The 13,777-nt window shown below is 69.8% G+C and carries 19 protein-coding genes; 5 read left to right on the top strand and 14 right to left on the bottom strand.

What is annotated here, in order from left to right; genetic code table 11:
• Positions 1-164: 164 nt before the first annotated feature.
• A complete protein-coding gene (locus ACLJWH_RS41505; RefSeq protein WP_411147001.1) occupies positions 165-374 on the bottom strand; it encodes a DUF397 domain-containing protein in 210 nt (69 codons plus the stop codon).
• Positions 371-1,201 carry a helix-turn-helix domain-containing protein gene (locus tag ACLJWH_RS41500; protein WP_411147000.1) on the bottom strand — a complete coding sequence of 277 codons (831 nt, stop codon included), beginning with the start codon at positions 1,199-1,201 and terminating at the stop codon, positions 371-373. The genes ACLJWH_RS41505 and ACLJWH_RS41500 overlap by 4 nt, the downstream gene beginning before the upstream one ends.
• A gap of 104 nt (positions 1,202-1,305) precedes the next feature.
• On the opposite strand from ACLJWH_RS41500, the gene ACLJWH_RS41495 reads away from it, so the two are divergent.
• The 4 genes from ACLJWH_RS41495 (at position 1,306) to ACLJWH_RS41480 (ending at position 4,730) form a co-directional block, all read left to right on the top strand.
• Complete coding sequence (locus ACLJWH_RS41495; protein ID WP_411146999.1) at positions 1,306-1,497, top strand: hypothetical protein; 192 nt, start codon at positions 1,306-1,308, stop codon at positions 1,495-1,497.
• 758 nt (positions 1,498-2,255) lie between these two features.
• Positions 2,256-2,444 (top strand): hypothetical protein, encoded by a 189-nt coding sequence (locus ACLJWH_RS41490; RefSeq protein ID WP_411146998.1) that lies wholly within the window; start codon positions 2,256-2,258, stop codon positions 2,442-2,444.
• Between the two features lie 188 nt (positions 2,445-2,632).
• Positions 2,633-3,565 (top strand): radical SAM protein, encoded by a 933-nt coding sequence (locus ACLJWH_RS41485; protein ID WP_411146997.1) that lies wholly within the window; start codon positions 2,633-2,635, stop codon positions 3,563-3,565.
• A 28-nt stretch (positions 3,566-3,593) separates the two neighbouring features.
• Positions 3,594-4,730: a methyltransferase domain-containing protein gene (locus ACLJWH_RS41480; protein ID WP_411146996.1), complete on the top strand. Its 1,137-nt coding sequence runs from the start codon at positions 3,594-3,596 to the stop codon at positions 4,728-4,730.
• Positions 4,731-4,796: 66 nt separating this feature from the next.
• Here ACLJWH_RS41480 and ACLJWH_RS41475 read toward each other — a convergent pair whose 3' ends face one another.
• Positions 4,797-5,075, bottom strand: coding sequence for a GntR family transcriptional regulator (locus ACLJWH_RS41475; RefSeq protein ID WP_411146995.1), 279 nt, complete (start codon positions 5,073-5,075; stop codon positions 4,797-4,799).
• A 168-nt stretch (positions 5,076-5,243) separates the two neighbouring features.
• Here ACLJWH_RS41475 and ACLJWH_RS41470 point away from each other — a divergent pair, with 168 nt between their 5' ends.
• Positions 5,244-5,630 carry a hypothetical protein gene (locus ACLJWH_RS41470; protein ID WP_411146994.1) on the top strand — a complete coding sequence of 129 codons (387 nt, stop codon included), beginning with the start codon at positions 5,244-5,246 and terminating at the stop codon, positions 5,628-5,630.
• 238 nt (positions 5,631-5,868) lie between these two features.
• On the opposite strand, the gene ACLJWH_RS41465 is transcribed toward ACLJWH_RS41470, so the two are convergent.
• From ACLJWH_RS41465 to ACLJWH_RS41415, 11 genes are all read right to left on the bottom strand, one after another.
• Entirely contained in the window at positions 5,869-6,615 is a 747-nt protein-coding gene (locus tag ACLJWH_RS41465; RefSeq protein WP_411146993.1) for a hypothetical protein, read from the bottom strand.
• 30 nt (positions 6,616-6,645) lie between these two features.
• Positions 6,646-7,035 (bottom strand): hypothetical protein, encoded by a 390-nt coding sequence (locus tag ACLJWH_RS41460; protein WP_411146992.1) that lies wholly within the window; start codon positions 7,033-7,035, stop codon positions 6,646-6,648.
• Between the two features lie 37 nt (positions 7,036-7,072).
• Positions 7,073-7,339 (bottom strand): hypothetical protein, encoded by a 267-nt coding sequence (locus tag ACLJWH_RS41455; protein ID WP_411146991.1) that lies wholly within the window; start codon positions 7,337-7,339, stop codon positions 7,073-7,075.
• Entirely contained in the window at positions 7,336-8,058 is a 723-nt protein-coding gene (locus tag ACLJWH_RS41450; RefSeq protein ID WP_411146990.1) for a hypothetical protein, read from the bottom strand. Before ACLJWH_RS41450 ends, ACLJWH_RS41455 begins: the two co-directional genes overlap by 4 nt.
• Positions 8,055-8,483 carry a hypothetical protein gene (locus ACLJWH_RS41445; protein WP_411146989.1) on the bottom strand — a complete coding sequence of 143 codons (429 nt, stop codon included), beginning with the start codon at positions 8,481-8,483 and terminating at the stop codon, positions 8,055-8,057. Before ACLJWH_RS41445 ends, ACLJWH_RS41450 begins: the two co-directional genes overlap by 4 nt.
• The gene (locus tag ACLJWH_RS41440) at positions 8,480-8,896 is read right to left on the bottom strand and encodes a hypothetical protein (protein WP_411146988.1); all 417 of its coding nucleotides are present in this window, start codon (positions 8,894-8,896) and stop codon (positions 8,480-8,482) included. The genes ACLJWH_RS41445 and ACLJWH_RS41440 overlap by 4 nt, the downstream gene beginning before the upstream one ends.
• Positions 8,893-9,261 carry a hypothetical protein gene (locus ACLJWH_RS41435; protein ID WP_411146987.1) on the bottom strand — a complete coding sequence of 123 codons (369 nt, stop codon included), beginning with the start codon at positions 9,259-9,261 and terminating at the stop codon, positions 8,893-8,895. Before ACLJWH_RS41435 ends, ACLJWH_RS41440 begins: the two co-directional genes overlap by 4 nt.
• A 186-nt stretch (positions 9,262-9,447) precedes the next feature.
• The gene (locus ACLJWH_RS41430) at positions 9,448-10,860 is read right to left on the bottom strand and encodes a phage/plasmid primase, P4 family (RefSeq protein ID WP_411146986.1); all 1,413 of its coding nucleotides are present in this window, start codon (positions 10,858-10,860) and stop codon (positions 9,448-9,450) included.
• A gap of 13 nt (positions 10,861-10,873) precedes the next feature.
• A complete protein-coding gene (locus ACLJWH_RS41425) occupies positions 10,874-11,413 on the bottom strand; it encodes a hypothetical protein (RefSeq protein WP_411146985.1) in 540 nt (179 codons plus the stop codon).
• Entirely contained in the window at positions 11,410-11,604 is a 195-nt protein-coding gene (locus tag ACLJWH_RS41420; protein WP_411146984.1) for a hypothetical protein, read from the bottom strand. The genes ACLJWH_RS41425 and ACLJWH_RS41420 overlap by 4 nt, the downstream gene beginning before the upstream one ends.
• An 86-nt stretch (positions 11,605-11,690) precedes the next feature.
• On the bottom strand, positions 11,691-13,454 hold the full coding sequence (locus ACLJWH_RS41415; RefSeq protein ID WP_411146983.1) for a recombinase family protein: 1,764 nt from the start codon (positions 13,452-13,454) through the stop codon (positions 11,691-11,693).
• Positions 13,455-13,777 lie beyond the last annotated feature (323 nt).

Genomic DNA, 13,777 nt, shown 5'->3' with positions numbered 1-13,777 from the left:
GTCGTTGCTAACCCTTGCTGTCAACCACCCGGTACTGACGTGCCGTGTCGTGGCTCAGATTCGCAGGTCAGCGGAGGCGTGGCGTGGTCGCTGTTCCATGTGCCAACACGACAACGGCCCCCGCTGCTCAGCGAGGGCCGGTCACTCCGGGGTGGCGCGGGGGCTCAGGCGGAGAACTCCCCGTCCTTGACGGCGCCGACGAACGATGACCAAGCGGCCGTCTCGAAGGTGAGCGCGGGGCCGTTCTGGTCCTTGCTGTCACGGACGGGGACGACGCCGCGCGAGACGACGAGGTTGGTGGCGACCTCGATGCACTGGCCGCCGTTGCTGCTGTAGGAGGACTTGAACCAGCGAAGGGAATCGGTCGTCGTCACGGGGTGCCCTTTCGTACCTGCTCGATCACGGCCACGGATGCTGCTTGGGGCAGCGCTTCGGCCTGTAGTAGATGGTAGGCCGTCAGCAGAGGTTGTACGAACCTCATATCGCGCTCCAACCTTCCTTGTTGCGCAGACTCGGCGTACGCGATATGGGATCGATCGGTGAGGGTGAGCAGCGTAACCGGCAGGTCGAACGCCCGCCGCTCCCCGAGATCGAAGGGCGCCACTTGGACAACCGTGGATGGCAGCTCGGCCAACGCGGCAAGCCGGTCAAGCTGGGCCGACATCACTTGGGGACCGCCCACCACGCGCCGTACGCAGCTCTCGTCAAGAACCACGTAGACCAGGGGCGCGGGAGTCCGATCTAAGGACGCCTGCCGCCGCGCGAGAAGCGTTAGCCGTTCCTCTGCCTGCTGCTCCGTGATCGCACCCCGTCGCACAGCGCCCGTGGTGATGGCGGCGGCGTACTCCGGAGTCTGGAGCAAGCCGGGGACGATTCCCAGTTCAAAGAGCCTGATCTCAGCCGCGCATACCTCCTGAGCGACGAACTCGGGAAATCCCTCCAGTATCGCGCTGTCCCGTGCGGCTCGCCCCTGGCGTTCGAGCCGATCCCCTGTGCCGAACGCCCGGTCGGCACTACCTGCGAAGCGAGTAGTTGGGGGGCGACGACCAGTTTCAACGGCTGAAATGTGCGTGGGGGAAACCCCCGTGCGCCTCGCTAGCTCGTCCTGCGTCCAGCCGCGTTCGTCCCGCAACATGCGTAAACGCACCCCGAAGCGCGCACCGGGCGACTCGTCAGGGTTCAGCTCCTTGCGATTCACCATCTGGGTACCAACTCCCCACTCACATCACGCAGGTTGAAGACGGGCTGACTGTAGGCCACGCTGAGCCTCCTCGGTAGTGGAGCTACTACGGAGAGGAGCGAAACTTGCCCCGGAAGTGCACTCCCCCCGAACCTCAACTCGACTCCCATGCGAACCGGTTGAGCGTGCTGATCGGTGCCGGCGCGTTCTGGCGACTGGCCCCGGAGTGGGTACCGCGTACCGGATATGCCATGGCGACCAGGGGCGTACTCAAGGGTGTTGAGGCCGGACTGCAAAGGCGGCTGACCGATGAGTGATCACAAGGCCCCGGCAGTGCGCGGCTCAGGCGTCGGCCCTGCCTCCGTGGACGTCTGCCGCATCTGCTACGCAGCCAAGCGAGGCCGGTCCACAGCGTGGGCACGAGGTGATGCTCGTGGTGTTCAGAGCTACACCGAGATCATCCAGCAGCACCCCCACATGCGCGCCACGGACCGGAAGGGCACAACGTGAGCCGCGACCTCGCGGGGCAGTTGCCCGCCAACTTCCTTCCATGTGGCTGCCCCGACCTGAACCGTTCGCTCAAGGCTGCGACGAGTCGGGCGGATGGCCAAGACAGCCCGACCCTTGCCGAGCTGCGCGAGCGCATCCGTGCGGACTGCGAGAGCCGGCGTCGCCTCGGTCCCCTGGGGCGGAAGCTGTGACGGCACAGGGGTCCGCCACAGAACCGCCCGAGCCTCCCGCCGATCCTTTCGCGAGCACCCCGTACGAGGGCGGTCCCGGGGGATGGCGGACGCTGCACGGCGGGGCGCTGGATCGAGCGTCGGGCGTGGCCCACATTCCGCGAGGCGCGCGGAGGCACGCAACGCCAAGACCACCGTCACGACCGGTGCGCCTGATTGGCCGGTATGGGTGGGCCGCATTTGTCAGCGTCGTCATCATCGTGTCCGCGCTGATTCCGGCGCTCGCCCTTTCCGGCCGCTTGTGACTCTGGTGTGAGCGCTAAGACAACACGGGAAATGAGTAAGCAATGTCCGTACAACAATTGCTGAATCTGGCGCTACCGCGAAGCGGGCAAGTGGACTCCACAGCCTGCGTACAGTGCGCCGCACTGCGCAAACAGATGCGGACAGCGGTCAAGTCCAACAATGCCGACGGCGTCGATATAGCCCACAAAGCCATGCGGCTCCACAAGGACTACGGGCACCCTGACGACACCAGGACGCTCCCTTTCGATCTCCCCAAGAATTCCCCCCGACTGATCTAAAAGACTCCGCCCCCTCCCGGACGAATCCACATTCCGTCCCCACGGACGTGCGGAATCCCGGCAGGGGGCGGACACCACCTCCAGACTCTCACCCCGGGCGGATCATCCGCCCGCAACCCTTGGGCCGGTCGAGCAGCAACCGGGACGGGGCACGCTATGCACGACACGACGCGAAGGAGAGCATAACCGTGACCGCAATCATGGACAGCCCGGCCAACACCCCTGTAGGGATGCTCAGTTCGCTTGCCCTGGAGATCACCGGCCAGTGTCAGAACACCTGCAAGACGCACTGCTACGCCCAGTCGGGCCCGATGAACAGCCACGGCACCATGACCCGTGACGACTGGTTCGCGCTCCTGGACCAGGCCGCCGGCCTCGGCGTGACGATGGTGCAGTACATCGGAGGCGAACCCACCCTGCACCCCTACCTTCCCCAACTCGTCGGCCGTGCCCTGTCCTTGGGCATCCGGGTAGAGGTGTTCACCAACCTGGTCCACATCCGCCCTTCGATGTGGCACGCGTTTGAACACGACGGCGTCACCCTCGCCACCTCCTACTACAGCAACAACGCAGCCGAACACGAGAAGATCACCGGTGGGCGCGGCTCCTACGCCCGCACGAAAGCGAACATCATCGAAGCCATCCGCCGCGGCATCCCGCTGCGCGCCGGCATCATCCACGTCCTCGACGAACAGAACGTCCACGGCGCCCTCGCCGAACTGCGACAGCTCGGCGTCACAGGACACATCGGCATTGACCGGGTACGCGCCATCGGCAACGGCAACACCACCGGCGTGAACATCCACAACCCGGCGGAACTGTGCGGCCGATGCGGCACTGACCGTGCCGCCATCAGCCCCGACGGCATCGTCACCCCGTGCGTCATGTCCCGTTGGATGACCGCTGGCGACATCCAACGACAGTCCCTCGCCGAGATCCTGACCGGGTCCGCATGGGCGGATCAGATGGCGACGATCCCGAGGGGTACCGGCGCCTGCGTCCCCGACAGCTGCACTCCCCGCGAGGACTCCTGCCAGCCCTCCCCCGGCCAGACTGGATGCGCTCCCGACGACTCCGCATGCCAGCCGGGACAGCCCGCCTGCCTGCCCAAGTTCCCGTAACTGACGCCCACGACCAGGGAGGCAACCGTTGAACGACTGGCGCAAGCACGCCGCCGCACTCGCGGAGAAAGTGACACACCCACAGTCCCGCTGGCGCGACGCCGTCGCGGGCACGCCCCGGCACCTGTTCGTACCCCGCTGGTGGTGGAAAGAGCCGACGGGCCCCGTCCTGGCCGACGGGTCGGCCGATCCGGACCTGTGGATGCGCGTCGCCTACAGCGACATGACCGTTCTTACTCGCATCGGCGCCCTGCACGCCGACCACGCCCACCCCGACGACCACCCCGAGGGACTGCCCACCTCATCGGCAACACTGCCTTCACTGACGTTGCAGATGTACCGGCACCTCCGCCCCGCTGAGGGCATGGACATCCTCGACGTGGGGACCGGATCGGGATACGGCGCCGCGCTCCTCGCCCACCGGTTCGGCAACGAGCGCGTGACCACAATCGACGTGGACCCCTACCTGACGAAGGCCGCAGCCGAACGGCTGGCCGCCGCCGGCGCCGCCCCCCGCACGCTGACAGCAGATGTAATGGAGCCGCTACCCGGTCAGTGGGACCGCATCGTCTGCACGGTGTCCCTGCCCCGTATCCCGCCAACCCTGCTTGCAGCTCTGCGCACGGGCGGACGGCTGGTGACCAACATCGCCGATACCTGCCTGATCATCGGCATTGAGAAGACCGAGGACGGTGGCGCGGTCGGCCGCGTCGAACGCGACTGGGCCGGATTCATGACCACACGCCACGGCGACGACTACCCGCCCGGCCGCGCCGAGCGCTTCGCCGACCTCCGCAACCAGGAGGGCGAAGAGGTCAGCACGGGCCGTTACCCCGTGTTGAAAGTGATGGAGGCATGGGACCTGTGGACCATGCTTGAACTCACCGTCCCGGGTATCGCGCACCGCCACGAAGAGGGCCCAGACGGGCAGCAGACGGCGTACATGGTCCACGCTGACGGGTCGTGGGCCCGTGCCGAGGCACATCGGACCGACCCGCCGACCGTTCACCAGGGCGGCCCCCGTCGGCTGTGGAGCGAATTGGAACGCGTCCGCCACAAGCTCAACACCGAGGGCGGTCTCGGCCTGTACGGTTCCCGCGTGCGCGTCGAGCCCGACGGCGTGTGCCGCATCGAACGGGGCGAATGGGTGGCCACCATCGAATAGAACGGCGCCCGTCCCCCTTGCCGCCCCGTCCGTCCGCCGTTCTCCGTGTCGGACGGACGGGGCCGTTTACGCGTTCGGAGTGGCTCCGCCCTGCTTCCACTCGGTTACGTATGTGCCGCGCCCCGGCACCGCGTAAACGAGCCCTTCCTCAGCCAGTGCCGCAATCGCCCGGCGGACGGTCGGACGGGAAAGTCCGTACTCGCCGACGAGGGCGTTCTCGCCGGGAATGGCGCGGTTGGGTTTCCAGTCGCCGCGCTTCACCCGTGCGCGCAAGATCCCCGCGAGCTGCTGAAACGGCGCCTCTGGCGCGTCGCGCTCCACCTGGTCATCCGGGCCGTACTCCATAGGCCGAAGGTATCCGGCCGACCACACCCCGACACCCCCTGACAGGCTCATACAGCCCTTTACAGGGTTTTACAGGTGGGGCTAGGGTCAGCCCACAAGAAAGCCCCAGCGACGGCGGCCAGGCCGTCACCGGGGCGACGCCCATCAGCTAACAGGGAGCTGACGAACATGGCCGACCTTATCGCGCACGCCCTCGCGTGCCTGTGCTTGCTGCTCTTCCCCGCCCGCGGAAAGCGCCGCGCCACTCCCACCCCCGCGCCGGAACCGGTGCCCGCCCTTTCCCCGCAGCCCCGTCGCCCGCTGCCGGCACACATGAGCCCGTACGCCCGAGGCGCGGCCGAGAAGCGGCCGTTCCGAGACACCCTCAGCCCGATACGCCCCTACGTCCTCAGCGCGCCCAAGAAGCGTCCGGACGACGCGGAGCGCCTGGCGCAGGCCGAACGGCGCTGGGCACTCGACATGGCACTACGCGGCATCGACGTAGGCCCGTCCACCATTCACGGCGTGCATGTCCGCCCCGGTAGTCGCACGCTGCGTATGGCGGGGGGAGCATGACTGCCGCCTGCTGCCGCTGTGGGCGCGAGACGGTTGCTCCCGTGGCGGTGCGGTATGTCGAGCGGGTGAGTGGTCCCGGTGTGATGGTGTATGCCTGCCCTGACTGTGCGCCCCGTCTGCCTCCGGGTCCCCTCCCCGCAGAGATCATCCCGCCGACGCGCGGTTGAGTTGCTGCCGATGCCTGCCCCGCCCGGATTCTACGGGCGGGGTTTCGTCGTACCTGGGCGGTGTCGGGCGTCTACGCGGCTGAGGGCGGTGCGGCCTGCTGGTCGGCGAGGCGGGCGGCGATGGCGGTGCGCAGGCCGTTGTCGGGGGCGGCGGTGCCGTCGGCTTCGCGGCGGAGTCCGGCGAGGGTTTCGCGGAGGCCGGGTTCGAGGGCGTCGAGGTCGAGGCGGGCGCGGAGTGCGGCGCCTTGTGGCTTGGGCAGGCGGTCGGCGAGGGCGTGCTCGACGACGTGCACGGCGCGGGTGGGGTCTGGTTCGGTGAAGTCGGCGCCGTCAAGGCCGCTCGGTTTGGTGTGCTGGGTGGCGAGGTAGGTGGGCATTTCGGCGCGGAGTGCGTGCAGGGTGTCGAGGTCGGCGTCCTTGATGACCTCGGGCAGGGTGCGGCCGGCGTCGAGCAGTGCGCGGGCGCGGTCCCACGCGCGGGCCTGCCGGGTCTCGGCGAGGAGCTGCTCGGCCGCTCCGCCGGCCGGTGTGGCGGTGGCCTTGTTGGCGACGGTGCGTACCAGGGTCGCGGCGGCGTCGGTCTCGCACTGGATGCGGTCGAGGTCTGCGGCGGCCTGTTTGCGGGCGGCGCGCTCCATCTCGGTGCGGTGGCGGTGGTTGGCTTCGTCGGTGAGGTCGGGGTCGCGGAAGGTGCGGGCCTTGCTGAGTGCGGCATCCAGGCGGCGGCGCAGTTCGACAAGGTCGGTCTTGCGGGTCTGCTTGAGTCGGTGGGTGGCGGTGTTGGCGTCGATGTAGTCGGGGCCGGTAAGCGAGGGCACGGGGTCAACTCCGTTGGGGTATAGGGCAGTTCAGTAGGTGCGGATGCGAATGGGGCGGCTGTCGGTGTCGAGGGGTGGGGTGCGGGCGGGGGTGAGTCCGTGCCGCTCGGCGTAGCGGCGCATGGCCTCGACCTCGGCGAGGTGCCCGGCAGGCGGCCCCTCGGGCGCGTCCTCCTCGCCGATGGCGGCACCGGACTTGCGGGCCTGGTCGTGGATGAGGGTGAGCCAGCGGGCGTTGTCGGTGTAGAGGGTGCCCGCGACCCACCAGGGGGCGGTGTGCACCATGCCCTGCTCGCCCATCACGGGATGGGTGCTGAGTGGTCCGGATCGGGCGTCGGGTGCGGTGACCTTGCGCCAGGGGATGCGGCGGTCGTCGGGGGTGCGGTCGTCCCACTGGGAGCGGTGAACGGTGGCGTTCACGGGTGGTGCCTCCTCGGTGGCTGGTCGGGGTGTGGCGTCATGCGGCCGTGCGGCCGGTGAGCCGGTCGTGCAGGGCGCGGTCGGTGGTGTGGACGCGGACGCGGTCGGCGTAGCTCATGGCGTCCAGCTCGGCCGCGGTGGTGGGCAGGGTGAAGGTGTCGGCCGGCGGGCGGGCGTCGCGCTCGACCTGCTCGGCCCAACGGCGGTAGGCGGGCGACACGTAGCCGCTCTGCTCGGCGCGGGGGCGCGTGGCCGCCTCGGCCTGGTGGCGGTTGTCGTCGGTGATGTGCTCGCGCCCGTTCACTTCTCGCTCCTGTCCAACTCGGCGGCACGGGCGTGCAGTTGAGGGCGGAGTGAACCGCGCGCCCGGCGGGCCTGGTCGTCGATGGGGGCGCGGGTAAATGCCGGGTGCCCCGGGGCCTGGCGGATGCGGTGGGAGAGGTCGTCGAGCAGGACGGCCAGGCGGGCGGCGGCTCCGTCCGCGCTGCGTAGGTCGCCCCCGCCGAAACTGACGGCGGCGCCGCTGTATCCGGGGGCGTACCAGCGTGGTGCGGTCGGCGACGCGGGCGGCCCTTCCATATCTTCCGGGCTGCCTGCGCACTGTGGTGCGCCGGCGGCCCTGAGGAGGTGGGCGGCCTTGGTGACTGTGTCGTCGAATGCGTCGGATGCTGCGATGAACGCGGCGAGGGCATCACGTGCTGCGGCGTATGCGGCGGTGAGGGTCTGCGGGTTGCGCTCGGCGAGTAGGGCGAGGGCGCGCTCGGTCTTGCGTCGGCGTTCCTGCTCGGCGGCTTTGGCGGCGGCGTGGTCGGCCTTGCGGCGGGCTGCCTCGGCGCGCAGCTTGGCGAACCGTCCCAACTCGCGGGCGTTGGCGAGCTGTTGGGCGGTGACGTGTTCGTCTCCGTCGCGTACGCGTTCTTCCAGGGCGGTGAGCAACTGCTCGGCCTCGGTGGCTTCCTGCTCGGCCTGCACGGTGGCGGGGGCGGCCTCGGGCCGGCCGGCCGTCGTGGTCGTGGTGGTCATGCTGCGGTGTCTCCTCGGTGGTGGCGGTAGTGGTCGAGGGTGGTCGGGTCGATGGCCCAGACGCGTGCGCCGACGCGTTCGGCGGTCAGCCGGCCGTCGGCGATCAGGGTGCGGACGTAGCGCGGGGTGCAGCCCATCAATGCGGCGGCGTCGGCCACGGCCACCGTGCCCGACGGGCGGGCCGGGGTTCCGGTAGCGGCAGACTCGAACGGCGCGGTAACCAAATCGAACGCGTCGGCGCGCTGTGCGGCCGTGTGCAGCGCGTACAGCAGCCCGCGGATGCCGGGGCTCACCTCGCCTCCGTCGGCGCGCACACGGGCCGTGAGATCGCGTATCAGGGCGCGCAGCACGTCACCCGCGACCGCGGCCGGGACGATCACGGACCCGTCAGCGCGTAGCAGCCGCTCGGCGTCGCTGCGGCTCACCCGCCGACCCCCTCGGCCCCCTCGGCCCCCTCGGCCCCCTCGGCCCCCTCGGCCCCCTCGGCCCCCTCGGCCCCCTCGGACTTCTCGGGCTCGTCGGGGTGGAGGTTCACGGGGCGGTGTTCGTCGTAGGCGGCGCACCACTCGATGGCTACGGCGCGGATGGTGCGGCCCATCAGCGACGGGTCGTCGTCGGGGTCGAGCAGAGCAAGCGTGCGGACAATGCCGGGCGGCGGTTGGGTGACGTGCTCGCCGCGCAGCGCGAAACCGTCATGTAGGGCGCCGAGTACGTCGAGGGTGGACAGGCGCACCGTGCGGCCGTCGGTAAGCCGGTGGGCGTGCATGAGGCGCCGGCCGTCGCGTTTGTGCTCGACGACGCCCAGGCGGCGGGCGAGTGGAGTCGGGCGGCGTGTCATCGTCGGCCCTGCTTGTCGTCCTCGGCCGCTTCGAGGGCGGCGAGGCGCTGTTCGAGGTCGAGGGATTCGCGCAGCGACAGGACGGCGTCGAGCAGGGTGCGGGCGGCCTGGACGCGGTTGCGGCCGTCGGCATCGTGCAGCGCCGCGCGCAGCGTGGTCACGGCCTCGGCGGCGCCGGCGGCGAGTTGGCCGACGGCGGTCGAGAGGATCTCGGTGCGGGTGTCGCGGACCTCTATCTGAAAGTCGGGGTCCTCCATCCATCGGCGGACGGTGCGGCCGGACACGCCAGACTCGCGGGCGGCTTCCTCGGAGGTGGCGCCCCGGGCGAGCGCAACAACGGCGGCGGGACGGGATGGCTTGGGCATGGGAACGGGCTCCATTTCTACGCGCGCGCGTGAGGCCACAGCCGGGCGTGCGCGGACATTGGTCGGGGGTGTTGTGGCGGTGCGGTGCTGGGGGAGTGCAGGGCATGGGTGGGTTTTCCGAAACTTCCTACGCGGGTGTGTATGGGAAGAACCGGGAAACCCCTCATGTCCCTGCATTCGGGCAGGTCAGGGGTTGTCGTCGTCGGTTCCGGCGAGCATGAGACCGAGGTAGAACTGTCCGGCGCTGCGTCGCTTCTTCTCGTGGCCGCGCTTGGTCATCGACTCGGCGAACGTGACCTCGCTGCCGGGCTGCTCGCCGTTCTCCGCGCACCACCGTGACCACGCGGTGAACAGATCTCGGGCCTTGACGGCGCCGTGCGGGGTGATCAGGGCGCGTTCGTCGAGGAAGCGGGCCAGGACGTCACTGGCTGCCTGGTAGGCGGCGGTGCGGACGCGCACGGCCTCGGGCGGGTTCAGTCCCTGGGTCTGGTAGTCGCGCCATCCCTCGTGTGCCCAGGCGAGTACGGACGGCGCGGCGGCGCGCAACCGGTCGGGCAAGCCGGGGTCGCGTTCGTGCTCGGGGATGGTCACGTCGAACGGGACAACCAGGATGCGCCGCCAGACTGCCGCGTCGTCGCCGGAGACGGCGGGCAGGTAGTTGGTCAGCATGACGAGTGTGTGTGAGGGGTCGAAGGTGATCGGGTTGCGGTGCATGAGGTTGGCCTCGATCGGGTCTCCGCCGACGAGTCGTTTCATGGTGGCTTCGGCGAACCGCCGGCCTTTCTCGGTCTCGGAGCAGAACGTGAGGCGGGCGCCGCGTAGCCGCATCTTGAAGGCGCCGTGCCGTTCGTGCTTGGACTCCATGAGGATGGCCGGGTCGACCTCGATCGCGTAATCGCCGAATGCGGCCATGAGGGCGTCGCGGAGGGTGCCTTTGCCGTTGGCTCCGGCGCCGGTGAAGATCGGCATCACGTGTTCGCGGACCTCGCCGAGCATGGCGTAGCCGAAGAGGCGTTGAACGAAGCGGCGTACCTCCTGATCGGGCAGGATGCGTGCGAGGAACCCTTGCCACTCGGCGTTGTGCTCCGGGGCAAGGGGTCCGCCGGCCATCTTCGTGATCAGGTCGGCCCGGTCGTTCGCGCGGACGGTGCCTGCTCGCAGGTCCACGGTTCCCGTGGGGGTGTTGAACAGGTGCGGGTCTGCATCCAGTGCCTTGGACGCGGTGGAGATCGGTTCCAGTGCGGACGCGAGACGCAGCATTCCCTCGATGCCCGTTGCCGACTCGGACCGGCGGATGTCCTTGTACAGGGCGTCGCGTTGCTGCCCGCCGAGGTGGTCGAGATTGTCGAGCGCGGTTTTCACGGTGGCGACGGCGGCGGCGATGTCGGCGCGCTGCTCGTCTACGGCCCAGCGTGCCCCGTCCCACTCGTGCCATCCGATGCCGTGCACGTGGCGCAGGTGGTCGGTGTGCTCGGCGACGAACCGTTCCGCCATGCGCAGGTGCCCGCGGTGGCGTTCCGGTACCGGCAGGGGTGCGGGCGGCGCGGGCTCGGGCCACGGGGTTACCTCGGCGTCGTAGGGGGGCGGGGTGGTGAGCATCCGTACCGCCGGGTCAAGCGGTGGCGGCCCCCCTGGCGGTGCGGGTATAGCGGGGCGGTGCGAGGTCACGCGGGGACTCCTGGGGGTGGTTGCGGGGGCGGTCGAGCTGTCGCCCGTCGGGGGTGAGGGTGCGGACCCATCCGGGCCGTCCGGGGATCGCGACGGGCGGCCACGTGGGCGTAGCGGTCACGGGGCGGGCGCGGGCGGTCGAGGCGCGGCGGCGGGCGTCCAGCTCGGCGACGGTCGGCCGGCGGGCGAGGCCGCCCGCGATGGTGCGGGCGTAGGCGTTCGCTTCGGCGGTGACGATGCGGAACCACTCGTGGGGGTCGGTGTCGGCGAGGTGGTCGAGCCACGTCTCGCGGACGGTGTGGCGGCGCCACTGCTCGGCGGCCGTGAGGATCGCGACCGTGCGCCGGGCGTCCGTGGCGGGCAGTGCGGACCATGCCCGGCTGCCGTACGCGGGGGCGTCGCCCGTGCCCAGCGCGGTCACTTGGGCGGATGCCCACAGGGCTACCGCATCGTGCGCGACGGCCTCAGGCGAGGCCGGGCTCATGCTGCCCGCCGCGACCGTGCGCGGCCCGGTCTCGGAACCTCGTCGGGCGTCGCGGCGCGCGATTGGAACACCAGGCGCAGCCGCTCGCGCTGCCGCACGCTCAGCGGCGGCGCGGCGTCCACCAACGCCCGGATCGCGTCGGCGTGCTCGTCGCTTCGGGCGCTGCTGCTCGTCGGCGCGGTGTCGGTCATGAGGTGTCGTCTCCATATGTCCGGGCACGCGAAACGGCCACGAACCCGGGGCGGGTCCGTGGCCGTTCGGTCGTGAGTGAAGGGGGCTACAGGTCGTGCTTCCACGTGATCTTGACGCGCTCGGCGGTCGGCAGACGGCGCGCGGGGATCAGGGCGACAAGCTTGTCCGCCTCGGATTCCGCGTCGAGCAGGCGGCACAAGAGGCGCACCTCGTCGGCGGTGGGCGTCTGCTTGCCGACCTCGGCGTTTTCGACCTTGTGGCGCGGCCACCCCGCCAACTCGGCGAGTCGGCGTGCGGTCATGCCCAACAGGCCGTATTCCTTGCGGAGTTCGCGGATTCGGCCGCCGAGTTCGCGGCGCATCTGCCGGGCGGTTTCTGGGTCCTGCGTGCTGGACGGCATCAAGGTGACGTCCAGCAGGGCCCTGATCACCTCGCGCTGCTGCGCGACGGGCAGGCCCGGCCAGACCTCGGCGATATCCGAGCGGATGAGTCCGCGCAGCACGGGCAGGGTGGTGAGCTGCTGCGAGCGTTCTTCGAGTGCTTCGACCTCGGGCAAGAGCTTGGCCTCGATCCGCGCGGCCATGGCCACCGTCATTTCGCCCGCCGCTACCTTGTCGGCGGTCTCGTCGAGGGTGGCGCGCTTCTCGGCGGCCTCGGCGAGCAGCGCGGCGGCCTCCTCAGCCTGTGCGGCGTCGCTGGCGAGCAACTCGGCGGCGTCCGGACGTGACAAGCGCGCGATCACTAGATCGGAGATGTACCGGTCAAGGGCGGGCTTCTGGATGGATACGCAAAACCCGCTCTGGACGGAGGTGCCCCGGCATCCGTAACGGGTCGGCCGCTTGTCGTCCTGCCCGGTCGTCTGCGCCCGATAAGAAGCGGCGAGCTTGCCGCCGCACACCCCGCAGGTACCGAGCCCGGTCATCATGTGCTTGACGCCGCCGGGGCGGGTAACGCTCCGCGCCGGATCGTTGAGCCGCTGCACGCAGGCGTAGAACTCCTGCCGCTGTCGGTCGGTCTTGAGGATCGCGGGCCACTCGGCATCGCCGATAACCACGCCGTGACGCACCCGCTTACCGAGATATCCGGGGTTGGTCACCATCGCGCGCAGCGTGTACGGCCACCAGTTCTTGCCGGTGTTGGTGACCAGCCCGCGCCGGTTGAACTCCCGGCACAACGCGGTCAGGGTCTCGCCCCCGGCGATGCGGCGGACCGCTTCCCGTACGATCTCCGCCTGATCCTCGCGGATCACGGAGCGCACAAACTCGCCAGTGCGCTGGTCGTACTCGCGGCCGTAGCCGTAGAGCTTGCGGCCGTTGGGCCGACCCTGCGCCGCGCTGGTCTTCTTGCCCCGCAGTACACGGTCACGGGTGATGCCCGACTCCCGCTCATCGAGCAGCGCGTCAAGGCCGGTGGTGAACCGGTCGTCGGTCCGTGACAGGTCGTACAAGCGGCCCTTGTAGCACCACTGCACGCCGTTGCCCTCGGCAATTTCACGCAGCCTGAGATACGCCTCAAGGTCGCGCTGTGCCCGCGACGACTCCCACGTCATCAGAACGTCGGCCCCGCCCGTGCGCAGGAACTCGACAAGGCGCGCGTAGTCCTTGCGTTCCTTGGTCGCGTACCGCGAGGCCGAGCGGTCGTTGTCCCCGTCGAAGATCTCGACGAGCTGCCAACCCCGGTGCGCGCACTCCCGTTTGCACTCGGCGACCTGGTCGGCGACGGACTTTCCCCGGCCGTGCGGGTCACTCGACACCCGCGCGTAGATCACCGCGCGCAGCGGACGGCCGGTCACGGGTCCGGCGGTCAGCGCGGTTTCCGTCGCGCGCTCAAGCAGTGCGGCGCTGGTCATCGGACACCCCCCGCCGTGCGTGCCCGGAGCACCAGTGACACGAGAGTCGCGACGGACAGTGCCGACCACGGGGCCGACTCGATCGGGCCGGCGGGTATTGCCGACCTTCTGTCGCCCGTGTCTGCGCGACCGATAGCCTTATGCATGGGTCCTCGCCCTTCGTAGCAGGGTTGGGGATCAAGGCCCCGTGCCGGTGTTGACGCACCGCGCGGGGCCGTTCTGTGTGCTGGTGTTCCTGACGAGAGTTGGTCGATGCGAACAATCCGTGACGACCCACCGGCAGGGATATTCATGCGCCGATGTCTCGGATGAATGTTCGTCGT

The sequence above is a fragment of the Streptomyces sp. x-80 genome, assembly GCF_046549095.1.
Taxonomy (GTDB): domain Bacteria; phylum Actinomycetota; class Actinomycetes; order Streptomycetales; family Streptomycetaceae; genus Streptomyces; species Streptomyces celluloflavus.
This window is presented reverse-complemented; position numbering and strand designations above follow the sequence as displayed.